At 52.7% G+C, this 24620-nt stretch carries 18 protein-coding genes; 16 read left to right on the top strand and 2 right to left on the bottom strand.

Annotation, left to right across the window (positions count from 1 at the left end):
• Positions 1-249 precede the first annotated feature (249 nt).
• A complete protein-coding gene (locus AC07V8_RS24170; protein ID WP_494680852.1) occupies positions 250-2178 on the bottom strand; it encodes a baseplate J/gp47 family protein in 1929 nt (642 codons plus the stop codon).
• Positions 2179-2732: 554 nt separating this feature from the next.
• Here AC07V8_RS24170 and AC07V8_RS24165 point away from each other — a divergent pair.
• Positions 2733-4463, top strand: a complete 1731-nt coding sequence (locus AC07V8_RS24165) for a hypothetical protein (protein WP_494680851.1) — start codon at positions 2733-2735, stop codon at positions 4461-4463.
• A 90-nt stretch (positions 4464-4553) separates the two neighbouring features.
• Here the strand turns inward: AC07V8_RS24165 and AC07V8_RS24160 are convergent, their stop codons facing one another.
• Entirely contained in the window at positions 4554-4787 is a 234-nt protein-coding gene (locus AC07V8_RS24160) for a hypothetical protein (protein ID WP_494680850.1), read from the bottom strand.
• A 437-nt stretch (positions 4788-5224) separates the two neighbouring features.
• Between AC07V8_RS24160 and AC07V8_RS24155 the strand changes: the two genes are divergently transcribed.
• The 15 genes from AC07V8_RS24155 to AC07V8_RS24085 all read left to right on the top strand — a co-directional run bounded on the left by AC07V8_RS24155 (position 5225) and on the right by AC07V8_RS24085 (position 24555).
• A complete protein-coding gene (locus tag AC07V8_RS24155; protein ID WP_494680849.1) occupies positions 5225-6319 on the top strand; it encodes a hypothetical protein in 1095 nt (364 codons plus the stop codon).
• 249 nt (positions 6320-6568) lie between these two features.
• Positions 6569-7624 (top strand): polysaccharide biosynthesis/export family protein, encoded by a 1056-nt coding sequence (locus tag AC07V8_RS24150; protein ID WP_494680848.1) that lies wholly within the window; start codon positions 6569-6571, stop codon positions 7622-7624.
• On the top strand, positions 7621-8058 hold the full coding sequence (locus tag AC07V8_RS24145) for a low molecular weight protein-tyrosine-phosphatase (protein ID WP_494680847.1): 438 nt from the start codon (positions 7621-7623) through the stop codon (positions 8056-8058). Before AC07V8_RS24150 ends, AC07V8_RS24145 begins: the two co-directional genes overlap by 4 nt.
• 24 nt (positions 8059-8082) lie before the next feature.
• Entirely contained in the window at positions 8083-10311 is a 2229-nt protein-coding gene (locus tag AC07V8_RS24140; RefSeq protein ID WP_494680846.1) for a polysaccharide biosynthesis tyrosine autokinase, read from the top strand.
• Positions 10312-10740: 429 nt separating this feature from the next.
• Complete coding sequence (locus AC07V8_RS24135) at positions 10741-11895, top strand: MraY family glycosyltransferase (protein WP_494680845.1); 1155 nt, start codon at positions 10741-10743, stop codon at positions 11893-11895.
• Entirely contained in the window at positions 11892-12401 is a 510-nt protein-coding gene (gene rfaH / locus AC07V8_RS24130; protein ID WP_494680844.1) for a transcription/translation regulatory transformer protein RfaH, read from the top strand. Before AC07V8_RS24135 ends, rfaH begins: the two co-directional genes overlap by 4 nt.
• 314 nt (positions 12402-12715) lie before the next feature.
• A complete protein-coding gene (tviB, locus tag AC07V8_RS24125; RefSeq protein WP_494680843.1) occupies positions 12716-13993 on the top strand; it encodes a Vi polysaccharide biosynthesis UDP-N-acetylglucosamine C-6 dehydrogenase TviB in 1278 nt (425 codons plus the stop codon).
• 39 nt (positions 13994-14032) lie between these two features.
• Positions 14033-15058: an NAD-dependent epimerase/dehydratase family protein gene (locus tag AC07V8_RS24120; protein WP_494680842.1), complete on the top strand. Its 1026-nt coding sequence runs from the start codon at positions 14033-14035 to the stop codon at positions 15056-15058.
• Positions 15059-15173: 115 nt separating this feature from the next.
• Positions 15174-16520: a lipid II flippase MurJ gene (locus AC07V8_RS24115; RefSeq protein ID WP_494680841.1), complete on the top strand. Its 1347-nt coding sequence runs from the start codon at positions 15174-15176 to the stop codon at positions 16518-16520.
• Positions 16520-17668: a glycosyltransferase family 4 protein gene (locus AC07V8_RS24110; RefSeq protein WP_494680840.1), complete on the top strand. Its 1149-nt coding sequence runs from the start codon at positions 16520-16522 to the stop codon at positions 17666-17668. Before AC07V8_RS24115 ends, AC07V8_RS24110 begins: the two co-directional genes overlap by 1 nt.
• Positions 17669-17704: 36 nt before the next feature.
• Positions 17705-18949: an O-antigen ligase family protein gene (locus tag AC07V8_RS24105; RefSeq protein WP_494680839.1), complete on the top strand. Its 1245-nt coding sequence runs from the start codon at positions 17705-17707 to the stop codon at positions 18947-18949.
• A 236-nt stretch (positions 18950-19185) separates the two neighbouring features.
• Positions 19186-20292, top strand: coding sequence for a glycosyltransferase family 4 protein (locus tag AC07V8_RS24100; RefSeq protein ID WP_494680838.1), 1107 nt, complete (start codon positions 19186-19188; stop codon positions 20290-20292).
• On the top strand, positions 20289-21425 hold the full coding sequence (locus AC07V8_RS24095) for a glycosyltransferase family 4 protein (RefSeq protein ID WP_494680837.1): 1137 nt from the start codon (positions 20289-20291) through the stop codon (positions 21423-21425). Before AC07V8_RS24100 ends, AC07V8_RS24095 begins: the two co-directional genes overlap by 4 nt.
• Positions 21426-21427: 2 nt before the next feature.
• Positions 21428-23392, top strand: coding sequence for an asparagine synthase (glutamine-hydrolyzing) (gene asnB, locus AC07V8_RS24090; protein ID WP_494680836.1), 1965 nt, complete (start codon positions 21428-21430; stop codon positions 23390-23392).
• Positions 23392-24555 carry a glycosyltransferase family 4 protein gene (locus AC07V8_RS24085; protein ID WP_494680835.1) on the top strand — a complete coding sequence of 388 codons (1164 nt, stop codon included), beginning with the start codon at positions 23392-23394 and terminating at the stop codon, positions 24553-24555. The genes asnB and AC07V8_RS24085 overlap by 1 nt, the downstream gene beginning before the upstream one ends.
• The last annotated feature ends 65 nt before the right edge of the window (positions 24556-24620 follow it).

Genomic DNA, 24620 nt, shown 5'->3' with positions numbered 1-24620 from the left:
CACAATCCAGTTTGAAGAGCGGATGACGCCGAACTAAACGAAATTCCGTTTACACAAAATCCAGCACACCCTCGCTGTAATAAGCTGTAAATAGGCATAGAGAATTGGTTTGGCGGGACTATATTGAATTCGTCTCCTCCAACTCTCCCTAAGTTTTGGATTCAGCCCGCCGCCGCAAGGTTCGCGGGCTTTTTATTTCCACTATCTATCGGTCGGTCATTTTTCTACACGAATGAATGACTTAGGATACTAGCGCGGCATAGAAAATAATCTTCCCTCATCTCCAAATATCCAGGTGCATTTAGTCGCTTTCAATATGCCGGTAGCGCGTCCTTTGAAGGAGAACCTGTCAGTCAAGCGTGTCAGGCGGGTGCCGTCAAATGACAGCACATCGCCACCTTGCATGGCAATCAGCCACTGTGTGCCGTCCCATGTTGCGGCTAACGGGGTGCTGCTCAACAGTCCGTTTGGAATGTCTTCGGCCCCCCCGGATGCGATCAGCCTGCCCATGCCAAATGGCGTGATATTGGTCACTGCCGTCACGTTGGCGACCGGGGACGGCATGGTCGTTACGGTTGCGGCTGCCGCTAATGCTGCAAATCCTGAAGTCTGGGCGATGGCGGGAACTGCGATAGTTGTAGCAGACCCTACTACAGCAGTCTCCGTGGTTTGATATAGATTTTTTCCATCGCTTGCCACGGTTCCTGCCGATATTGTGGTGGCGCCGCTCGTCGTAAATTGCAATGTGCCGGTTGTGTACTGCTGTGTGGTATCCCATTCGGCGATGTATAGCGTCGCGCCATAACCGGCCAGCAGCAGTTTGCGCGATGCAGGATCGAATCCTATGCCGAAAATTGCTGGCGAAGCTCCGCTGCCACCTAACTGCGCGGGCGTTCCCGGCAAGTACGCACCTAATCTGATGCCTTGGAAGGTATCGAGATTGAAGGAGTGGAATTTTAATCCGGTGCCTGAGCCACCGACTGCATAAAGATGGCGGTCCGTGTACACGCCGTCATGGACAGTGTCCGCTCCTGCGGAAAAGGATGCATTCGATGTGTAGGACGCGAGTGCCGCAGATGAGCCAGATTCACTGAGAAAGCCAATGAAACCTGCACTCCCCATTACCCAGGCATTAGCCGATCCGCTGGCTTTAACCATCTTGTTAATGTTGGAAGGAGGGGTGCCGGAGATACTGCCAAAATTATTTGAAGTTCTGTCCCATCTGACGATGATTCCGGTCGATGTGCCGAAAAATATAATTTCGTGTCCATTGACGTTCAAACCGACATTGCATATGGCGGTAATATTGTCGGCGAGGGCGAGTCCCGGGCAGGTCAAGGTAGTCGTAAATATTTGCCCGTCCCATTCGGAAATCAATCCGCCATTGCCAGCAATGATGAGATGTCCGTCCAATGTTTCGGCGGCTACGTAGATGCAGTTGCCCAGCCATGACGGCGGTCCTTCTGCGGTACCGCCGCTCCAATCGACAATTTCGGAACCGACGCGTTGCGCTTTTGGGACAGCACCAAGAAGCCGCCAATCCTGGACGCTTAAGATACCTGTCGATATGACTTCAAATGTAGCAAGCTTCACTTCATCAGCTGCGTAGGTATTGTCGCTCGCATATACGATGGTTCCGGAATTGCCGATCTTAAGGTGATTGCGGAACTGTTTTTCAGTCAGGGTGATCGTCACTCCGGGAGCGCTTAAGGTTCCATTGATTGGCGTAATGCTTGTGATCGACGCAAGGTATTTATTGGAAGCGCTAACGGACGAATTGCCGTTGGCGACGGATGCGACAGTCACCACATCCGACAATGCAAAACCCCGCTCGTCCAAGCCATTGACGGTGAGACTGCCGCTGACAGTGCCGCCGCTGGCATTTGACACTGTGACGCTAAATTTGGATAGCATTTGCGCCGCTTGGACGATCGTCACGACACCTGCGTTCATTGTCGCAAGCGTATGCGATGGCGTTGCCGGGGTAAAGGTTTGTTGTGCGATATTGAACACGCTACCCTTTAAAACCGCCACTTGCGCCGGGACTGTTAAGGTGCCGCCAGAATACGTTGTTTGCCCGTTGCTTGAAGCTAAAAAGCCTTGCGGGGAGACGCCGGAAGGATCGTAATTGCCAGCGCTGAGTTCAGCGAAATCGCGAATTGGAGGTGCCTTGGTCATTGCGACACCTGCACAGAAATAGCGAGTGTCGTGGAGCTTGCATGCATCAACGGTTGCATGCGTGTACTGCGGAGATAAGCGAAGGGATGATTTTTTTCGCCATGTCGAAGAATGGTAAACATCGTGCTCTCCAAGAGTAGGTGGATGAATCCAGCATGTTGACTTCGGATACAAACTCTATTGACTTATGTCGGCGTTGTCCAGAAGTCAAAGCATAACTGTGCGGCGAATTTCGCAACGCAAATCTGACCGGCGATGCCGCAATGCCAGAGAAATTCAAGCGAATTCGCCGCTCCTCTCCAAACGATTAACCTGTCAAAGTTAGCAGTGGCGAAGATGGTCCTGTCACAATTGGCAGTAGAGAAATTCCGTGGCAGCGGTAGACTCGCTAGCAGCTGAATTCTCGCCATTCCCACAAAATTCCACGGTTACCGCTGCACAGCAGATTTGAAAACGGTGTCGAAAAAGTCTTTCCTGATTTTGATTTGTTCAACAGCCCTACTGATTCAACGACTCGACTTGTATTCGTGCAGCGACCTATCAGGAGCTATGACATGATTGAGAAGAGAAACACTTCGCTGTTGCTTGCTATCGCTTTGGCATTGGCCGCGTGCGGCGGGGGCGACGGCGGATCGGCCGCGCCAGCACCGAGAGCGGCTACAACCGCGGCAGGGAAGGCGGTGGATGGTTATTTGAGCGCGGCATCGGTTCTGTGCGACGCGAATAACAATGGTGTAGCCGATGGTAGCGAAAGTGTCGCAGTGACGGACGGCCAGGGAAATTTTGCATTTTCGCCCGCATGTTCGAGTTCAATCGTCGTAAGCGGCGGCACCAATATCGACACCAGCTTGCCGTTTGCCGGCCTTCTCAGCGCACCGGCCGGCACTGCTGTCGTGACGCCGCTAACCAGTTTGATGACTGCGGCTGACGCCTCTAGCGCCGCCAAAATCGCTTTTGCCTTGGGGCTGCCTGCTGGCACCGACGTGACTCAAGTGGATCCGGCTGCGAGAAATGCCAACGGTGCATTGATCAATGCGGATCTTTTGAGAAAAACCGTGGCTGTGCATCAAATCGTTCAGCAAGTCGCCGATACACTGGGGAGCTTGGCGCAGGACACCGGTCCTGAGTCCACGCAGGCAATTTACGGCGAGGTAGCCAACGCGGTAACCGCAACTCTGGCAGCTAACTCGACGACTGCACTGGTCGACAGCAGCGGCAGCGTCAATCTTTCGCTAGTTTCCGGCATCGTCCAGAAATCGATGGGAAATATCACCGTAACCGGGAACACTGCGCTGGACACGATCAAGGCCAGCTTGGGCGCATATAGTGCGGCCAGTGTGTCGGCATTGGTTTCCCAAGCCATCGCGGTCCAGGCAGAAACCTTGATCACATCTGCCGACGCGGCGTTAACTCAACAAACCACGTCGCTGCAGTCGAATCCCGTCATCGCGAACGCAGCGTCTCAACTCGCGGCTTTGCTAACGATTGGCAATGCAAGTAAAGTTGATTTGACGGCGACGGGCACGTACCTGGGGCAGTTGGCTGATGCCAGTGAGAATAATGACACCGCGGCAAACACGGCGCTGACGTCCGAAGTGGTGCGGCAATCTGCCAAAGCCGGCATCCCGCCTCCCTCCATCGATGTCGCTGACCTGCGCAAGCCCAACAACTATTTTGCAATCCGGGATGACAGTGTCAACCTGAACGGGCATACCTATACACTGGATCAGTTCATGAACGGCGTCACCCTTGCTCAAAAGCCGTCATCTATCAATACGGTCGGTTTTGGATTGGTTGTGACGGGAAATCCCATCCCCAAAAATAGTCAAGGCGTCAGGACGACTAAGGTGGCCCTGGGTATCGAGGCGAGCGATACCGGCGCTAGTGGACGGGTGGTGCAATTCCTCTTGGATCGGGCCGACTTGACGCTTGGCAGCAATAAACAATTGCTCATATCTGTGCCGCCAGATTCCAATTTGTATGTCTACAGCAAGACCAGCAGCGGCATCGCCGTCAATAAGACGCTGACGAATCTCAATGATCATCAATTTGTTGCTGTCGATAATAATACGCTTACGCTCAATGCCGACAAGGTATTGAATCAAATCGGATTGACCAGTCTGCCAATTATCACGGGTAAATTCAATCTGAAAATGGTCGTGTCGAACGTAAAGATCCGGAGTCAGATAGACCATGCGGTGACAGGTATGTCTATCACGGTCACGGGATCAAGCCCGCACAGGGTTAACGGTCTTGGCGTTGAGGGGGTTGTCGCGGTCCAATAAACGTTTGACCGTTCGCAATGCTGAATGGGGTTCAGCAATTGGTCCACTACTTCATGAGGCGCCAGCCTGGCTTGCGTTCGCCGGCAGACCTCAGCGGCTTTTCCACCAGTCTCCAAACCAGGAGACAAGATAACAAAGCACACCGGCAGCCAGCAGGTAATCCGACGCCGGTCTCATATCCATCGCGGCGGCGCCGATGCCGATGACGATGCTGCAGCTGCCGATTGGCCGGATGCTGCGATCAAGCAGAGTTGGGAAGTCAATTTTCCGCTTGCGGAGTATCGCGCCGAGTTTAAAGACACTATTTTGTAATTTCGTTTTCATTTTCTTCGCACTCTAGCCATATCTTTATCGATCGATAGCGGAGGATGTTTTGTGTTTCAACGACATTATCATTTTTGAAATGAAAAAAATGATAGCACGTCGCGTGTTTTTTTCGAAACATGATTTCGCGTGATCCAGAGCACTCCTGTCAAAGTTATCAGTAGCGAAATTCGACGACGCCGTTAGACTCAATAACAATCGAATATTTCGGGTATCTGGCAATCGATTGGCTTACTTCCGGAATGTCGCGCTGCAAAAGCACCTGAGCTGATTCATCCACCGCTCGCTGATTCGAGTCCAAGCCGGAAGGGGGTAACACCAGAAGGGGATATGAAAGCCTAACCGGCTTTCCTGATTCAGTTGCAGGAAGCGGTCCATAGTGCGGCGCTTGCACCAATTCCTTGGCTTCTCAGCATAGACGTATCTAGGAATTTTCGATGAAAAAACAATTTTTTTTATTCGGTCTCTTCGTATGCTGTGCAAACATGTTTTCCCCCGTGAACGCTGCGCCCCTGGATGCGTTTCTTTCCGCCAATCAGAATAATACACCGGGGAGCGGCCAGATCGAAGCTAGCTACGATCTGCTCAACAGCACGGTTGACCTGTTCAAGGTACGCGATAGAGATCCGAATTTTGCCGGCACCAATATAGGGAATTATCACGGAGCGCATGTGCGTGCAGGCGTGGCAATCACGCCGCTGCTCTGGTTGGATGGCGCTCTGTGGGAAAGACGAATTGATTATCGCAGCGACAGCGCCAAGATTAATACCTGGCAGGTGGCAGCGCAGTACAAAATGCTCGAGGGCTCAGGATACCTGCCAAGCCTGGCGCTGAGGTTGGGAGCGTGGGGCAATTATGCGAATGAGTTGAACAAAACATCTCCTACCACGGTTGGCGGCGTCACCTTGAATTCAGTGAGGGTTGCTGATCCTAAAGATATTCAGTATCAGCTCGATCTGATCGGCAGCTGGAAAATTTTGGAGAACACGGAGTTATCAATGTTTGCCGGTGGCGGCGTTAGCCGGGTCAGGGTCGGTTCATTGAATGGCGCCATTACCCTGAACGGCTGCAACTACAACCTGGCGTTCGGCTCAACCGAGGTCGTCGGAACCCCCGCGCAACCTTGCAATGCGGGCACAGCGATCGATCGTTTTTCGGTACCGAACAGCGTCTTCGGCATCGATGTGAAAAAAGAAACCGAGTATAACGCGAGCTATTTCCAGGCCGGCATGATGGCGAAGTGGAGCAAGGATGATTGGCAGCTGCGAGCCGGATATCAATACCAAGCGTTGAACCGGAGCGGCGTGGACGACATCATTCAAAGAAGGGGTGGCGTCGTCAATAAGCGCAATCACATCCTGATGGGTGAAGTCATGTACAAAATCGTCCATAACGCCGCGATCTTTGTCAGAGGTCAGTATATGAGCAATCAATTTACCGGTGAGATTCCGTTCGCTTACAACAGTTTGACATCGCAGCGATTTAATCAGCGTTACGGCATATTGAGTACGGGATTGATCATCACCTTCTAGCTGCGGTCATCGCCGGCGCACATGCTGGAAGGATGGCGATGGCATCGCGAGTGGCGTGGGGATCAGGTCGCTGGCGTCTTTGAATTTCAAATATTATTTCTAACGGCAAATACGACTATTCCGCTTAATAGGTTTTCCCCCTTCAGGTTGGATGACAATATGCGATGCTTATCGAAGACCCGTCTCAAGAAGTGGCTGGCAGCCGCCTTGCTCCCTTGGCTTTTAGCGTGCACGGCGTTGACCCCAGGCATGCACGTGGACCCGGAAGACGCGGCTGGGTTGACCGCCTCAGGAGCAATGCCGTCGATTAAGTCCATCACGCCGCAACTATTGCAATCTGAGAGGGAACAACGCGAGCAGCAGGCGAGCCAAGACATAAGTCGCCTGCAGGTTGACAGCCTGACGCCATATCGCATCGACTGCGGGGACGTGCTGTCCATCGTGGTCTGGGATCATCCCGAGCTGGCCAACGCAGCGAGGTTGAATATGCAACCATCGCTCGGGGCCGCCGACATCGACGCTACCGGCGTGGCAGCGCCTCCTGCCGGCTTCGTCGTCGATCATGACGGAATGGTGCAATTTCCTTACGCCGGCACCGTGAAGCTTTCCGGTCTGACGGAGATGCAGGCACGCAGTGCGCTCACGCAAAAATTGGCCCGTTACATCAAAAAACCTGACGTCACTTTGCGCGTGCAGGCATACCGAAGCCAACGCATTTATATCGGCGGAGAAGTCAAAGCGCCTGGCACCCAGGTCATCAACGATATCCCGATGACGCTGACAGAGGCGCTGAACCGCGCCGGCGGCGTATTGCCCAGCGGCGACCAAAGCCGGATTAGCGTCAGCAGAGCTGGCGTAAACCACTGGATTAATATTCCGCAACTTGTCCAAAAAGGCGTCGATCCAAGCGGCATTCTGCTTGTACATGGCGATGTGGTTCACGTACTGTCACGTGATGAAAGCAAGGTTTTTGTGATGGGCGACGTAACACGTCCAATGCCGTTGACGATGCACGACGGCCGTCTGACGCTGAATGAGGCGCTAGGCGAAGCGGGAGGGATTAACCAACTCAGCGCGGACGGCCGGCAAGTCTATGTCGTGCGCAATGAGGCCGGCAAGGAGCCGAGCATCTACAACCTCGATGCGCGTTCGCCGGTAGCCCTGGCCATGGCAGAGAGTTTCGAGCTCAAGCCCAAGGACGTGGTCTTTGTGAATGCATCCCAGCTAGCCATGTGGAACCGTGTGATCAGCCTCATCCTGCCGAGCACGCAATCGCTGACCAATACGGCGCAGATCGCAAAATGATTCACACAATTTTGGTGATCTGCATCGGCAATGTCTGCCGTAGCCCGATGGCTGAAGGTTTGCTCAAGCGCGCGTTACCGGAAAAAACGGTGCGCTCCGCTGGCATCAGTGCATTGATCGCTAGCCCGGCCGACCCGTTTGCGGTGCAGATAATGCAAGAACATGGCATCGATATCGGTGAGCATCGCGCGCAGAACCTCGCAGGCTGGATGGTCGCTGAAGCAGATCTGATCCTGACCATGGATCTGGACCAAAAGCGCTATGTTGAACTGAAATATTCCGCATCCAAGGGGAAGGTGTTTCGTCTTGGGGAATTCAGCAGCTATGACATCCCGGACCCATATCAGCGAAGCCTGGACGTATTCCGTCAGTCATTCGAACTGATCGCCCAGGGTGTCAATGACTTGACCGAACGCATCCTTCACATCCACTAAAGAATCCATCGAAATAACTATACGATGAACCATCCCGTTCAGCAGCCGGTCCCCGTTAACGTGCAAGACGATGGGGATGATGCAATTAATTTGACGAGCTATCTTGACCTTTTGTTTGACAATCGCGGGTTGATTGTCAGCATTACGCTGGCGATTGCGTTGCTGGGCCTGGTTTATGCGTTTATCGCCAGGCCGATTTATGAGGCCAATATCCTGATCCAGGTGGAAGACAATCCCAATTCCTCCACTAATATATTGGGGGGACTGTCGTCGATGTTTGACACAAAAACGGCCGCCGCATCCGAAATGGAGCTGTTGCGATCACGCATGATGGTATCGAGTGCCGTCGACAGCCTTCGACTGACCATCAGCGCGCGTCCAAAATACATTCCAGTTATCGGCGCATGGCTAGCTGGGCGCAGTCAACAACTGTCCGAGCCAGGCTTAGCCGGTTACGGCGGTTATGTCTGGGGTGCGGAGAAAATCGATGTTCCCCGTTTCAATGTGTCGGGAGCGTTGCTGAATCTGGATTTCATTCTCACTGCTGAATCCCAGGGCCAGTTCCGCCTTAGCCAAAAAAGCAAAGACATTGAATTGAAGGGCAGGGTTGGGAGCACGCTCAACGCAGCGACCGAGCATGGGACGATAGAACTGCGGGTGAATAGCCTTGCTGCCAGACCCGGTGCGCAATTCCTGCTCAAGGGTACGTCTCGGCTGGCCACGATCGAAAATTTGCAGAATGCATTGGTCATTTCGGAAAGAGGCAAGCAATCCGGTATCATCGGCGTTACGCTGGAAGGCAGCGACCCGGTGCTGACAAGTAATATCCTCAACCAGATTGGCCGCGAATATGTCCGTCAGAATGTCGAGCGAAAATCGGCAGAAGCGGAAAAGTCCCTCGTCTTTCTAGACAAGCAACTGCCCGAACTGAAGCGGCAGCTGGAGCAGTCCGAAGAAAATTACAATCGCTTCCGTAACAGCCACGGCACCATCGATCTGGGCGAAGAAGCGAAAGCGCTTTTGCTGCAATCCGTCAACGCTCAAAGCAAATTGATTGAACTGCAGCAGAAGAGGGAAGAGCTGCTGATTCGTTTCACGAGCGATCATCCGGCTGTAGTCGGGGTCGACAATCAGATGAAGGAACTTAATCGAGCCAGCAGGAGTATTGCAGCGCAAATAAAAATACTACCGGGCCTGGAACAGGACGTGCTGCGCCTGGCCCGCGACGTGAAGGTCAATACCGATTTGTACACAGAATTATTGAACAGCACGCAACAATTGCGGCTGGTTAAAGCTAGCAAGGTGGGCAATGCGCGGCTGATCGATGCTGCGCAGATTCCGGAGCAGCCGATACGACCCAGGCGCCCCTTGGTGATCGCAATTGCGATGTTAATCGGGCTGCTACTTGGAGTGGCGTGCGCTTTTATCAAAAAAACGCTGTACGGGAGAATAGACGATCCCCACGAGATCGAGCAAATGCTGGGGCTGACTGTCTATGCGACCATTCCCCATAGTAAAAAACAGGAAGAGCTGTACGCGCTGGTGCATGCCAAGTCGAAGGGAGTTGTATCGGTGCTGGCACAAAGTGACCCGGCAGATATCACTGTTGAAAGCTTGCGCAGCTTACGCACCGCCTTGCACTTTTCGATGCTTGGCTCCAAAAACAATATTGTGATGATAGCCGGACCTACGCCAGGCTTAGGAAAATCGTTTGTATCGGTCAATTTTGGCGCAGTGCTGGCAGCGACTGGCAAGCGCGTCCTGCTGGTCGATGCGGATTTGCGCAAGGGGTATCTGCATCAATACTTTGGCGTTGGCCGCCAAGACGGCCTGTCGGATCTGATTGCCGGAGCAATGAGCGTGGAACAGGTAATTCATCGCAGCGTAATCCCGAGCGTCGATTTCATCTCGACCGGAAACTTACCGCCGAATCCATCTGAAATGCTGCTGCATGCGAATTTCGGAGAGCTGCTGACATCGATTGCGGCCAGTTATGACTACGTGCTGATTGATACGCCGCCGGTGCTGACGGTTTCCGACACCTTGATCATGGGCTCGCAAGCAGGGGCGATTTTTTTGGTGACGCGTGCCGGCGCCAGTACGATAGGCGAGATCAAAGAGTCGATCAAGCGTTTGAGCCACGCAGGCATATCAACCAAGGGCGTCATCTTCAATGATTTGAGGTTGCGCCCTGGCCGTTACGGATACGCCTATAAGTATGGAAAATATCGACATGCACACTACAAATATTGAATGCAATCCCTGATTGGCGGCATAGTCCGCAGTTCAAATATAGCTGCATTGAAATTCGTGATGGAAAATTCAAGCAGCAAGGAGACTGTGATCTGAAGCGCCAAAATGGATGCGCAATTTCCCGCCACAACGACTTTTCAGCGCACTACTGTCAAAGTTGGCAGTAGTGGAATTTCATGATGCCGGTAGACTCGGTGGTAACTGGATATGCCAGGTAGCTGGCAATCCATTCATTTTTTTGGAGCCCAGCGCCTGCGAAAAAAGCATGCGCTTATTCACCTATAGTCCATCGGAACTCGATGCAGGGAGAACAATCACTTTGGAGTGATTTTGACTCTCTCCGCGGTGTTGAAGTTGAAATTGTCCTTACTGCCCTGACAGCGCGCAGTTTGCGCGGTTTGACGGGATCGTCGATAGCGGAGCGTAATCATGATGGCAGTTGAAATGCTGAAGATGGCGACATTTGCGGCGATTGTCAGTTTCATGGTTTGCGTGTTGATCGTCTGTTCACAGAGATGGCACGGAAAACACACATTTGATCATGATCTGGATGGCGTTCAAAAATATCACACCACGGCGGTACCCCGAGTAGGCGGCCTTGCCGTATTTACAGGAATCGTCCTTGCACTTTCGTTTCTTCTCATTATTCATCCCAGCCAAATCATGACATTGCACGCCAGCAGTGCAATGAAGTTGCTTATCGCCAGCATGCCTGTCTTCATTGCAGGAATTACCGAAGATTTGATGAAAAAAATGTCGATAAAAGTGCGGCTGGCGGCGGCCATTTTCAGTGCGCTGATCGCAAGCGAACTCTTGGGAGCAACGATTGACCACCTCGATATATGGGGAGTCGACGCCTTGCTGGTTTTCGCGCCGATTGCCCTCGTTGTGACCGCAATCGTCGTGGCCGGGGGCACCAATGCTATCAATATCATCGATGGCTTCAATGGCCTGTCGGGCAGTGTCATCGTGATCATTTCCGCAGCGCTGGGATTTCTTGCATGGCAGGCAGGAGATGCTCTTGTTGCGATGCTGGCCGTCCTGAGTCTTGGTGTTTCCACAGGATTTTTGCTAGCGAACTATCCGACAGGAAAACTGTTTCTCGGCGATGGCGGGGCCTATTTTCTGGGCTTCTGGGTTTCCGAAATTGCGGTTTTACTGCTAGTCCGCAATCCGTCCATCAATGCTTGGCAGGTATTGTCGATTTGCGCTTATCCGGTGATCGAAGTCATGTATAGCATTTATCGGAGGAGATTCATCCAGCATGCCAATCCTTACTATCCAGACGGCTTGCATTTGCATACGCTTGTTTTTCGCTGCGTGGCTACAAAGCTGATCCCTTATAACGCCGCCAAGGCTTGGATTCGCAACGCCGCCGTTGCATTCATCATGGTTCCCTGGATCGCGATCATTGCCTTTATCAGCGTGATCGCTGGCAGCACGATCATTGGCGGGCTGATTCTGGTGCTCGCGCAGGTCTTGTTATATGTCGCCATCTACACGCTGCTCGCGCGCGGGCAATTGCAACGCATTCAGAACTCCAGCGTTGTAGCCGATATCGATGCCAACGGAGAACTGTCATGACAGAATCAGCGTCGTCGACCTCTGCCACTTGGCATCTCGTTCAGACAAAGCCAAGGCAGGAATTCCGCGCATTGGCGCAGTTGGAGAATCAGCAGTACACCTGTTTTTTGCCGATTTTAAAAGTTGAGAAAATGCGGCGAGGCCGGCCGGAAATCATTAATGAGCCGCTATTCTCACGTTATCTGTTCATTCGACTTGATGCTATGTCGGCTAACTGGTCACGACTACGCAGCACGCGAGGGGTTAGCAAGTTGGTCGCAATCGGCGGCAGCTTCGCCACGATATCCGACTCGCTCGTTGGCGGATTAAGGCATGCGGGGACGCTCGATCCTGCACCGCTGTTTGAGGCGGGAGAGAAGGTCGCCATCAAATCTGGACCGCTTTCCGGTCTCGAAGGGGTGTTCCAGATAGCGGATGGTGCGGCACGAGCGCTAGTCTTGATTGAATTGGTCAGTCAGCCGCAAAGACTGGTGTTCGAACTGGCCATGTTGCGCAAGACAACGTAGCTGGAAGAGTAAGTTCATGCGCGGCCCTCGCAAGACATGGGGGCAGACGAGATTCGGAATGAAGAGGCGGCGGCTTTTGGAATTTAACCGGTATTCCAAGGGCGGTAGCGTGCCTGAATGAAAAAGCGGCTGCCGAAAACCTTATGCAAGAGCTCATCTTGAATCAAATGATGGCGCCCATTGAATGCTAATTCCTACGCTGCCAGGCGCATGCCATTAAGTTGGCAGTGTTGCTCTCGACGTTTCACATCCTTGGCGCTTACAACGTCACTCTTGAATCATCCGACCATAACTTGTGCATCCGTGGACCGACTATGAAAATATCGACAGACACTCGCATCGCAATCATTGGACTTGGCTACGTTGGTTTGCCCTTGGCAGTGGAATTTGGAAAAAAATATCCCACAATTGGTTATGACATCAACCTGCATCGTGTGGAGCAATTGCGGGATTGCATCGATACCACACTGGAAGTTGATACCCATGAACTGAAAGAGGCCAGATATCTCAGCTATTCGACAAAACTGGAAGACTTGCGCCAGGCAGCCGTCTATATCGTTACCGTGCCGACACCGATTGATAAATACAAGCAGCCCGATTTGACCCCGTTGCGAATGGCATCCGAAACGTTAGGCAAAGTCATCAAGAAAGGCGACATTGTCGTGTACGAATCAACCGTCTACCCAGGCGCTACCGAAGAGTATTGCGTGCCGGTGATCGAAAGTGCTTCTGGCCTGAAGTTCAATGAAGATTTTTTCGTTGGCTACAGTCCGGAGCGAATTAATCCGGGCGACAAGGTACATAGATTAACCACCATTACCAAGATCACATCGGGGTCCACACCGGAGGCCGCAGACTTTATCGACGCACTCTACGGCAGCATCATTCTGGCCGGTACCTACAAGGCGTCGTCGATCAAGGTGGCAGAAGCAGCGAAAGTCATTGAGAATACGCAGCGCGATCTTAACATCGCGCTGATGAATGAACTCGCCATCATCTTCAAGAAATTGGGGATAGACACAGAGGATGTCTTGAAAGCTGCCGGCACAAAATGGAACTTCCTTCCTTTTCGTCCGGGCTTGGTAGGCGGCCATTGCATTGGCGTAGATCCTTTCTACTTGACACACAAGGCGGAGGCAATTGGCTATCACCCCCATGTGATTCTCGCCGGCCGTCGTATCAATGACAATATGGGGAGCTATGCGGTAAGCCTTCTCGTCAAACAGATGCTCAAGCGTTGCATTCAGGTTGAAGACGCTAACGTTCTCGTCATGGGCTTGACGTTTAAGGAAAATTGTCCGGACATACGTAATACCAAGGTCATTGACATCATCGACGAATTAAAGAGCTACAACGTCAACGTCGACGTGCACGATCCTTGGATTAGCGCGGAGAGTGCGCAACATGAGTACCAGATCGCTCTCACCACCAGATTGGAACCCGGGAAATACGACGCGATAATCATCGCGGTGGCGCATCGCGAATTTAAGGGAATCGGCGTAGACGGCTTGCGACGCCTGGGGAAAAAAGAACATGTCCTGTTCGACTTGAAATATGTGTTGCCAAAATCCGATTCGGATATCCGCTTGTAATCATCGTGTCTGCGAGTGAATAAATATGAGAACCAGGGCATGAATCATTTCGGACATATCCAGCAAGAATTGCGTGAACAACCGAAAAAATGGCTCATTTCGGGATGCGCGGGTTTCATTGGTTCCAATTTACTGGAGACTCTATTGAAACTCGACCAGACGGTTGTTGGCCTGGATAATTTTTCTACGGGATACCAACAGAATCTGAACGAAGTGGAAGAATTGGTGGGCTCTAAGCGATGGGGACGTTTTAGTTTGATAAAAGGGGACATTCGCGACCTTGGCGCCTGCCGGGAAGCTGTGCAAGGTACTGAGTATGTACTGCACCAGGCCGCTCTTGGATCAGTCCCACGTTCGCTTAAAGACCCGATCACCACCAACGATGTCAATATCAACGGCTTTTTGAACATGTTGATGGCCGCGAGGGATGCCGCAGTTACGTCATTCGTCTATGCAGCGTCAAGCTCCACTTACGGTGATCATCCTGGCTTGCCCAAGGTGGAAGACCGCATTGGCAAGCCATTGTCACCTTATGCTGTCACTAAATATGTCAATGAAATGTACGCGGAGGTATTTGCGCGTTGCTATGAATTCAGAGCCATTGGGCTGCGATATTTTAATGTGTTCGGAAAACGGCAAGATCCAAACGGCGCCTACGCGGCCGTGATCCCGAAATGGATCGCGGCAATGATCCGAAATGAAGAGATATTCATCAACGGCGATGGAAAAACCAGCCGCGACTTTTGCTTTGTGGAGAATGCCGTGCAGGCGAATTTGCTGGCGGCGACGACTTCTGCTGACAACAGGAATGAGGTTTATAACGTTGCTGTCAGCGACATCACTAGCCTCAATGCACTTGTCGACATCCTCAAATCGACGCTAAGAAAACAAGGAATTTTCTATGAAAAGAACATCGTCTATCGCGACTTCCGAGATGGCGATGTGCGTCATTCTCAAGCCGATATAAGTAAATCTTCCCAAAGACTTGGATATGCGCCTGAATACCGTATCAGCGAGGGTATTGGGAAGGCAATGCAATGGTATATGGAACAAAGTCAAAAATGAGATTTGAGAAAAATAGCGGCTTTCGCCAGCGAGCATATTCTCAATCCAGGAAAATTTCATGGAGCGACGATGGGGAAATTCCTCCCGCATTGCATCTGTCGGTCGAAGGTGATGCGTGAATATTCTTGGGGCCATTGACGCTCGAATTAAAGCCGCTCATCCAGATCATCGCGCCATCTTCAAGGGTATGGCATGGATCAGTTTTTTTGTCGTCATCGGCAAGCTCATGGGAGCCGCCAAAGAGATGGCAGTCGCCTATCGCTATGGCGTCGGCGCAGAGGTGGATGCTTATCTTTTTGTTCTTAACTTCATCAGCTGGCCAGTTGGAGTGTGGTTCAGCGTGTTGACCGTGGTGCTGGTGCCGTTGGTTGCGAAAATACGGCAGGAAGCCATCGATGAGTTGCAGCGCTTTCGCGCGGAGCTGTTCAGTGCAGCTATTTTATTAGGGCTGGTATTGGCGGCTCTGGCGTTTCTGGGACTCCCCATGGTGCTGCGCTCGCAATGGGCCGGGTTGCCATCGGCTACTGCTGCAATTGCCGTACATGCTACTCCTGTGCTCGTTTTGCTTCTGCCTTTAGGCATCGTCATTAGCCTTTTTTCGGCGTGGATGCTGGCTGCGGGACAACATGCCAACACCTTGCTGGAAGGGGTGCCCGCTTTGGTCATCGGAATTGTCGTTCTCATCTCCGCCGGCAGCGGCATTCAATCGCTTGTCTGGGCCACTGTCGCTGGCTTTGGCGCGCATTTGATAAGTCTTGCGATACCGCTGGCGTATCGAAGAGAAATCGAATTGCCGCGCTTTACCTTCCGATCCAGTCAGTGGCCTTTATTTTGGCGTGGCTTCGGGATTATGCTTGCCGGGCAGGCATTGATGAGTTTGGTCGCCATCATTGATCAGTTTTTTGCCGTCTACGTCGGCACCGGCGCGGTCGCTACGCTCAGTTATGCAAACCGGATTGTCAGCTTGCTTCTTACGCTGGGTGGAACCGTTGTCAGCCGCGCCACCTTACCAATATTTTCTGCTGCGCATCGACAGGGTGGCACGCAGGTGCAACGTGTTGCGGCTCAATGGGCGGGTCTCATGTTCATGGTAGGAGTCATCTCTTTCTGTGTTTCCTGGTGGCTGGCGCCTCATGCTGTGAAGTTTATTTTTGAACGCGGTGCTTTTACGGCGCAAGACTCGTCGGCAGTTTCTGAAGTATTGCGTTATGCGTTGGTGCAGCTGCCGTTTTATTTCTCAGGTCTCGTATTGGTTTCTGGTTTGGTAAGTCGGGGGATGCACAAATTGGTTGCGCTGAGTGCGATCGTCAATCTCGTTGTCAAGATAGGCGGCAACTGTCTTTTAGCTCCTGCCATGGGTCTCAAAGGTATCGCTCTCGCGACGGCAATGATGTACGTGGTCTCATTCTTGACGCTATATAAGCTGACAAATGTCATAGAGGACCGAAAGGGAATAACTTAATGCGCCTGCTCATCTTCATTTATTCGCTTGAGTCCGGCGGCGCCGAGCGTGTCACCACGCATCTTGCGAACTATTGGGCCACGAGAGGTTGGGAAATTACAATAGTCACGTTAACCTCAACCACCGCTGATTTTTATAAACTCCACCCTGGGATTAAGCGCGTCGGCTTGGATTTAACCTGTGATAGCGGTAATTTGCTATCTCGACTTTCAAGAAATATACACCGCGTGAAGGAGTTGCGCCGCGCTCTCCGTGAGATTCAGCCGGACGTTGCGCTTGCCATGATGAGTACAGCGAATGTGATTCTGGCGCTGGCTGCAAGAGGGCTATCGAACGTGTGCGCCATTGGTTCGGAGCGCACATTTCCGCCGCAGATGCCCTTGGGGGCCATTTGGGAGGCGTTGCGACGTCACACCTATGGCCAATTGGCCGCCGTAGTGGCGCTAACCCAAGAATGTGCCCATTGGATCGGCGCGCATTCATCGGCCAGAAGAATTTCAGTTATTCCAAATCCTGCGTGTTGGCCGCTGCCTGAACACGAGCCGAAAAGAAGTCGCTCAGAAGTCTGCTCATCCGAACGAAGACTGTTATTGGCGGTAGGGCGGCTGAATAAAGTGAAGAATTTTGAACTGCTGATAGACGTATTTTCGTGTCTGGCGCAGAGGTACCCGGATTGGGATTTGGTTATCCTCGGAGAGGGCGCAGAACGTCGAGGTCTGGAAGCGCAAGTAGCGGCCAGGGGGCTGCATAAGCGCGTCTTTCTTCCGGGACGCATTGGCAACGTTGGGGAGTGGTACGAGCAGGCGGATTTATACGTAATGACTTCACGCTTTGAAGGATTTCCAAATACGCTTGCCGAAGCGCTCTCCCACGGCCTGTCGGCAGTGAGCTTCGACTGTGACACCGGGCCGCGGGATATTATCCGGCATGGCGTTGACGGACTGCTGGTGCCTCCGGGAGATTCACAGGGGCTGATATCCGCGTTAGGGAAAATAATGGGCGATAGCGCCTTAAGAGAGCTTCTGTCCGCTAAGGCGGTGGATGCGCGGGAACGATTTTCAATAGAGAAAATTGCCTATATGTGGGAAGACCTTTTTAGTCAATGTATGCATATCAGATGCGAACAGGCCTCACATGTCCAGAGCTGATAGCAGACAGTCTTGGTGAAGCATGGATTCCCTTTCATGAAATCGTTTACTCCTTCTTTTGAAGACCGAGGCGGATCCGAACTATCCTTGAAGAAGCCTTCGCGCATTTTCTGGGATCGTTATAGCGCCGCGGTGCTGACGGTCGCATTGAGTTTGATTTACCTGAATTTACCCATTTACGCATTCGCTTTAAACAAAGCCTTGTTGCCGAAATATTTTTATTTCGGGCTCATTCCAATTTTAGCTCCTGTGCTGCTGTTGAAGCCGAAAGCCTTTCTGACATATTTAGTCTCGCCTTTCCCTCTCTGGGCGTTTGTCATCATCATTCTCAATATCATCCATATTTTCAATCCCGTTGTTGACAGCAATATGGGAGTGGTTGACTTAATTGGCACCCGTATCCAATTTTTTGTCGTTGCCATTTTTCTTGGTTTTATTTTGTCTGTTACACGAACCGAAACGTATGAACGGCTTTTCCCGCGTTTAGCTGCGTTTATTGCATGTGCGGTTGTAGTGGATTTTTTTTCTCCGGGAACGCTGTATCCGGTTGGCACAGAAGGATCTGTCCTGGGCCGAGGCGCTGCGACATTTCTCAATCCGACTAGCGCCGCCGAAGCGATGCTGATTGTTTTTCTATTGGCTTTTACAGTAGGGAAATTGCAATATCGCATGCCGCTACTGATGCTGACAGGCGTTGGAATCGTGATGACATTTACGCGTTCTGCGATTATTGCCTGGATATTTTTCTGGATATTTTTATTGTTTAAGCGCCTTCTCCCCCGATCAGCCGTCGTCTTTACCATCGTGGCGCTTCTTGCTATTCCGCTTCTGCATGGCACTTTTGAGAACTACTTGAGCAGTCGTGAAAATTCCGGTGAATCAATTACTAATATTCAAACGCGAATAAATTTTTTTTTCAATCCAGATCTTCAGGACGATAGCGCCGAAGAGCGCTTAAAAGTGTTAAAGGCGGGCTGGGAACTGTTCTTGAAAAATCCCATCTCCGGCGCAGGGGCCGGCGTGACCAATTTCTGGGTGTATAAGGCCGGCACGCACAATCAGCTGATCATGCTGGCTGCCGAATACGGCATTCTCGGTATCGCGCTTTGGGTGTGGCTGGCAATAATTTTGTGGAGAGGGAGATATTTTGAAAGAAAAAATCTTCAGTTCGCCATATTTTTCCTGTTTATTTTCATGTCGATGTTTACCCACAATATGTTCGATTCGCCGTATTGGCTGGTCACATTTGCACTAACGTCCGGAACCAGGAAGAGAGCGTAGGCAATCGTCTGTTGCATCCGCGGTGCGATCATTCTCGCATCGACGCGGTCTCGGCTGCGCTCTTTGATCCTGATGGATGTTCGCATTCACCAATTCTCGTTCCTGCAGAATCCTTTATCGACGATGGGCTTTCGCTTTTGCGGTTCATTTTGACTGCTTGGCAATCCAATGGCTTGAACTGAAGACCTATCAACGCTAGTTTTCTCATCACCGAAAATGACCGGACTCCACAACCTATGAAAATATTGTTGGCCCTCAGTTCCTTGCATGCTGGCGGCGCGGAGCGTGTTGCGGCTACGCTTGCAAATGCATGGGCAGATCGCGGTAATGAGGTGACGCTCGTAGCGACTTTCTCTGGTAGGGGCAACTGTTTTTATCCCATATCGGAAAAAGCCAGAATCGTCTTTCTTGCCGATCTTGTTACCAGCACGAAAAAATCCTCTGTCAATCGCCTTCAACGCCTTGCCGCGTTGCGACGATTGCTGGTGAGCGAACGGCCGGATGTCGTGGTCTCGTTTCTGCCGGCTGTCAATGTGGCTTCCATTATTGCCTCGTTGGGATTACGCATCCCCATCATTGCTTGCGAAAGAACCGATCCGATTGCCAGCCCGAGATCAAAAATATTGAAGCTGGCCACGTACTTCGCATACAGGCACGCTCGCATGCTTAGCGTTCAGACACAGGCGGTTGCAATGCGCATGCGCTCGGTTTTCCCACGATTGAAGCAACTGCAAGTTGTTCCCAATCCCATACCCGAGGAACTGCGAAAACAACAACATGCGCAGCAGTCACGCGAACGGCCGCGTCTTGTCGCGGTAGGTCGATTGGCCGAGGAGAAACAGTTCGGTTTGTTAATAGAAGTGTTTTCGACACTGGCTTCGAAATGGCATCAATGGGATCTTGTCATTTACGGCGAAGGAGAATTGCGCCAGCAATTGGAATGTCAGATCCAAACCTTCGGTATGGCAGGAAGAGTGTCGCTCGCTGGCGTCAAGAAAACGCTTTGGGAGGAAATGGCCCAGTCAGATGTTTTTGTCATGACATCGCGGCTGGAAGGGTTTCCAAATGTCCTGGTCGAGGCGATGGCCTTGGGCTTGCCTTGCGTGGTCTTCGATTGCCCGAGCGGTCCCCGTGAAATCACGCGCAACGGTGAGGATGCAATGCTTGTGGCCTTAAATGATCTGCAGGGCTTAGCCGCAGCACTGACGAAAGTGATGGGTGACGGGCCGTTCAGGATTGCATTGGGAAAACGAGCCAGAGAGTCAGTGTTAAGCCGATTCGGCCTGGAGACAGTTCTTGACATGTGGGATGAATTATTTAAAGAGATTGGAGCGTTTTCTTGAACGTCGTCCACATCATTGTCGGCCTCAATGTCGGCGGCGCAGAATGCATGCTAAAACGCCTGATTGAATCGCATCAAGGTAATGCAGCGTATCGGCATACGGTCATTTCGCTTACCGGCATCGGCAAGATCGGGCAACAGCTGCAGACTCTCGGCGTTGATGTGCGGGCCTTGCACATGCATTCTGCGCTGGATATTCCGCGTGTGCTCTGGCAGCTGGTGCGGTTGATTCGCGCGTCAGATCCCGAACTGGTCCAGACCTGGATGTACCACGCCGATCTGCTGGGCGGGTTGGCCGCACGTATTGCAGGCAATAGGAATGTCGTCTGGGGTATACGCACTACGGATGTGCAGGCTGCCGGAAAACGCGCCACGACGATGATAAGGCTGGTCTGCGCATGGTTATCCCGATGGGTCCCGCACACTATCGTGTGTGCGGCCGAGGCTTCGCGCCTTGCGCATATCGCTGTGGGCTACGATGCGGCGCGCATGGTGGTGGTGTCGAACGGCTTTGATCTATCGCGCTTGGTGGCGGCGGCGGACCTGCCCGCAGTGTTACGGGCGCAATGTCGCATCGATGCCACTGAGGTCGTGGTTGGCATCATAGGATGGTTTAATCCAGCCAAGGACCACAAGAATTTTGTGCGTGCGGCTGGCTTGGTGGCACAGAAATATCCGCATGTGCGTTTCTTAATGGTTGGCCGCGATATGGACGCGAGCAACGCGGAACTTGCAAGCGAGATTGCGCAAACAGGTCATGCCGGTCGCTTTGTGCTGTTAGCCGAACGGAGCGACGTGCCGGTATGCCTGGCGGCCATGAATATCTTCTGTCTCTCTTCCCGTACCGAAGGTTTTCCTAATGTGGTGGGCGAGGCCATGGCGATGGGGTTGCCTTGCGTGGTCACCGATGTTGGCGACGCGGCCATGCTCGTGGCTGATACCGGGATAGTCGTGCCCAAGGAAGATCCCATTCGCCTTGCTCATGGACTGGAGTCGCTGGTGGTGATGGCGCCCGATTCACGTCGGCTGCTGGGGCAGAAAGCCAGGGACCGGATTCATGCAGGGTTCACCATGGAGCTTGCTAGAGACCGCTTTGAGGAAATCTATCAACGTGTGGCAGGTAAAGGGAGCTAACCATGTGTGGATTCGCAGGTTTTTTAGGCGGTGCTAGCTTGCTTGACCAGGCGGGCGATGAAGCCATGCTCGCGCGCATGGCAACCACGATTGCAAGCAGGGGGCCGGATGATGCCGGCTATTGGTTCGATGCGAATCACCGGATCGGGTTGGGCCATCGCCGGCTATCGGTTATAGATCCTTCCTCCGCTGGGCGTCAGCCAATGCAGTCGACCAGCAGCCGGTATGCGATCGTCTTTAATGGCGAAATTTATAATCACCTGTTGCTGCGCCAGGCATTGGAGACCGCCGGACAAGCGCCGTCCTGGCGTGGCCATTCGGATACGGAAACACTGCTCGCCGGGTTCGATGCGTGGGGCATTCAAGGTACGGTGGAGCGCGCAATCGGCATGTTTTCCTTTGCGGTATGGGACAGGGAAGCTTGCCGGCTTCTGCTCGGGCGGGATCGCATTGGCGAGAAACCACTCTACTACGGCTGGCAAGGGAAGGGCAATGACGCGGTGTTTCTGTTTGGTTCCGAACTGAAGGCGTTGCGCGCCCATCCTGCTTTCGAAAACACGATCAACAGGGGAGCGCTGAGCCTGCAACTACGGCACAACTATATTCCTGTGCCGTATTCCATTTACGACGGCATTGCCAAATTGCCGTCAGGTAGCCTCCTTGCCGTGTCGCTGCAGCAACGAGAGCCGAAAGTGTGGCCATACTGGTCTGGCGTGAAAACGGCGGAATCCGGCGTGGCCAATCCCTTTGTCGGCAGTGCCGGCCAGGCCGTCGATGAGCTTGAAGAATTGCTTAAGGATGCGGTGCGTCAGCAGATGGTGGCGGATGTGCCGCTCGGAGCGTTCCTGTCCGGCGGAGTGGATTCCTCCACCGTGGTGGCGTTGATGCAGAAGCAGTCCTCACGTTCCGTGAAAACATTCACCATCGGATTTCATGAAGAGGGATATAACGAGGCAAGGCATGCCAAGGCCGTGGCCAAGCATTTGGGTACGGAGCATACCGAGCTGTATGTCACGGCCGGGCAGGCCATGGCCGTGATTCCACGCTTGCCGACACTGTATGACGAGCCATTCTCGGATTCTTCTCAGATACCGACCTTTTTGGTGTCGCAACTCGCCAAGCAGCATGTCACGGTTTCGCTCTCTGGCGATGCGGGCGACGAGCTATTTTGTGGCTACAACCGATATCATCTAGCGGCAAATCATTGGAATAAGGTGATTTCCGCGCCGCTGCCATTGCGCAAGATGGCGGCCAAATTATTCACGAGCGTTTCGCCACAGTCGTGGAACAAGATGGCAAGCGTTGTCAACGGCCTGTTGCCCCGTTCTTTACCGTTCGCCAATATGGGCGACAAGGTGCATAAGGGCGCCTCGGCATTGGCGAGCAAGTCGTTGGATGAACTGTACCTGAATCTGGTTTCGCATTGGCATGATCCGGCATCGGTGGTGATCGATGGATATGAACCGCCTACCTTATTGGCCGGCGAGAAGCCGCTTCTTGCCGGACTAGACAATATCCAGCGCATGATGGCGTTGGATATGCTCACCTATTTGCCCGACGATATCCTGACCAAGGTCGATCGAGCGGCAATGGGGGTTTCCCTGGAAACGCGCGTACCATTTCTGGACCACCGGGTAGTGGAGCTCGCATGGCGCCTGCCGCAATCGATGAAGCTGCGTGATGGGCAGACCAAGTGGGCACTGCGCCAAGTGTTATATCGGCACGTGCCAAAAGCCTTGATTGAGCGCCCCAAGATGGGATTCGGCGTTCCCATTGGCGATTGGTTGCGCGGACCATTGCGGGATTGGTGCGAGTCCTTGCTGGATGAAGCACGATTGCGAAATGAAGGCTTCTTCCATCCGGCGCCGGTAAGGCGAAAATGGAAAGAGCATCTATCAGGCCAATGCAATTGGCAATATCCGCTGTGGGATGTGCTGATGTTTCAAGCGTGGCTGGAGGAACAATAGTGAAGAAGAAAATCGTATACGTCATCAACCATGCGGCCTTTTTTGTATCTCATCGATTACCTTTGGCGATAGCGGCTCGCGAGGCAGGATGGGACGTTCATTTACTGATCGGCCAGTCGGGCAGTGCACTTATGGAGCCGTTGGCAGAGGCGGAACTGAAGCGCCAGAGCGTCCCATATACGCGACTAAGCTTTCGCACGGTTGGATTCAATCCCATATGGGAGTTGATAGGCATGCTTCAGCTGCTGTGGCACATTGCACGGATGCAGCCATCGATTGTTCATGCCGCTTCTCCCAAGGGAGGTCTGTATGGCGGCTTGGTCAGCCGTCTCTTGCGGGTGCCGGGTCTTGTTGTTGCTATTTCTGGCATGGGCTTTCTGTTCACCGGTCAAGCGAACGGACTTAAGGGCATGTTGAAGCGTTTGTACAGCGCGTTGCTGGCGTGGGTGTGCAGGCATCCCAATGTGACGGTTATTGTTCAGAATCAAGACGACAAACGGACGTTGCTGCAATCTGGCACGGTTCGTCCAAGCGACGTAATACTTATCCCAGGGTCGGGAGTCAATCTCTCAAATTACTCGCTTGCTCGTGGCGACGAATCGCAACGCCTCATTGTGCTGCCCGCTCGCTTGTTGCGAGACAAAGGAGTTGAAGAGTTCGTGACAGCTGCGAAGATGATCAAGGAAAAGGGGAGCGATTGGCGATTTGCTTTGATTGGAACCGCAGATTATGCGAATCCGTCGTCGATCCCCGAGACCCAGATCAAGGCTTGGGCCGATTCCGGAGTTGTTGAGTGGTGGGGCCATCGAGAGGACATGCCAATTGTCTATGCTCAAGCGGACATTGTGTGCTTGCCGTCATATCGCGAAGGCATGCCCAAATGCCTGTTGGAGGCAGCGGCAGCAGGATGCGCGGTGGTGACATCCGATGTGATCGGTTGTCGGGAAGCCATCATTCCCGGGGAAACGGGAGATCTGGTTCCTGCCCGTGAGGCCGCGGCATTGGCATCGGCGCTGCATGCATTGATTTCCGACCCAGACCGCTGTCAACGTTATGGTAAAGCCGGACGCGCCTTGGCGATTGCGCGATTCGGCCTGGAAGCCGTGCTGGAAACTACGTTGAATGCCTATGACAAGTTGTTGGCGGGCGCAACGCTCCGGTAGGGAAATTCAAACATAATCGGCGCTGCTGAAAATTACCTTCCTATTCTGAGAAGGACTCTCCGTTC

The organism is Collimonas sp. GW821-FHT02H07, from assembly GCF_059421505.1.
This window is presented reverse-complemented; position numbering and strand designations above follow the sequence as displayed.

Coding starts and splice junctions, on each gene's coding strand:
- AC07V8_RS24160 (WP_494680850.1), bottom strand. CDS start 4,787: ATGAAAACGAAATTACAAAATAGTGTCTTTAAACTCGGCGCGATACTC.
- rfaH (WP_494680844.1), top strand. CDS start 11,892: ATGACAGAATCAGCGTCGTCGACCTCTGCCACTTGGCATCTCGTTCAG.
- AC07V8_RS24165 (WP_494680851.1), top strand. CDS start 2,733: ATGATTGAGAAGAGAAACACTTCGCTGTTGCTTGCTATCGCTTTGGCA.
- AC07V8_RS24120 (WP_494680842.1), top strand. CDS start 14,033: ATGAATCATTTCGGACATATCCAGCAAGAATTGCGTGAACAACCGAAA.
- AC07V8_RS24135 (WP_494680845.1), top strand. CDS start 10,741: ATGATGGCAGTTGAAATGCTGAAGATGGCGACATTTGCGGCGATTGTC.
- AC07V8_RS24110 (WP_494680840.1), top strand. CDS start 16,520: ATGCGCCTGCTCATCTTCATTTATTCGCTTGAGTCCGGCGGCGCCGAG.
- asnB (WP_494680836.1), top strand. CDS start 21,428: ATGTGTGGATTCGCAGGTTTTTTAGGCGGTGCTAGCTTGCTTGACCAG.
- AC07V8_RS24145 (WP_494680847.1), top strand. CDS start 7,621: ATGATTCACACAATTTTGGTGATCTGCATCGGCAATGTCTGCCGTAGC.
- tviB (WP_494680843.1), top strand. CDS start 12,716: ATGAAAATATCGACAGACACTCGCATCGCAATCATTGGACTTGGCTAC.
- AC07V8_RS24150 (WP_494680848.1), top strand. CDS start 6,569: ATGCACGTGGACCCGGAAGACGCGGCTGGGTTGACCGCCTCAGGAGCA.
- AC07V8_RS24155 (WP_494680849.1), top strand. CDS start 5,225: ATGAAAAAACAATTTTTTTTATTCGGTCTCTTCGTATGCTGTGCAAAC.
- AC07V8_RS24100 (WP_494680838.1), top strand. CDS start 19,186: ATGAAAATATTGTTGGCCCTCAGTTCCTTGCATGCTGGCGGCGCGGAG.
- AC07V8_RS24170 (WP_494680852.1), bottom strand. CDS start 2,178: ATGACCAAGGCACCTCCAATTCGCGATTTCGCTGAACTCAGCGCTGGC.
- AC07V8_RS24105 (WP_494680839.1), top strand. CDS start 17,705: ATGAAATCGTTTACTCCTTCTTTTGAAGACCGAGGCGGATCCGAACTA.
- AC07V8_RS24140 (WP_494680846.1), top strand. CDS start 8,083: ATGAACCATCCCGTTCAGCAGCCGGTCCCCGTTAACGTGCAAGACGAT.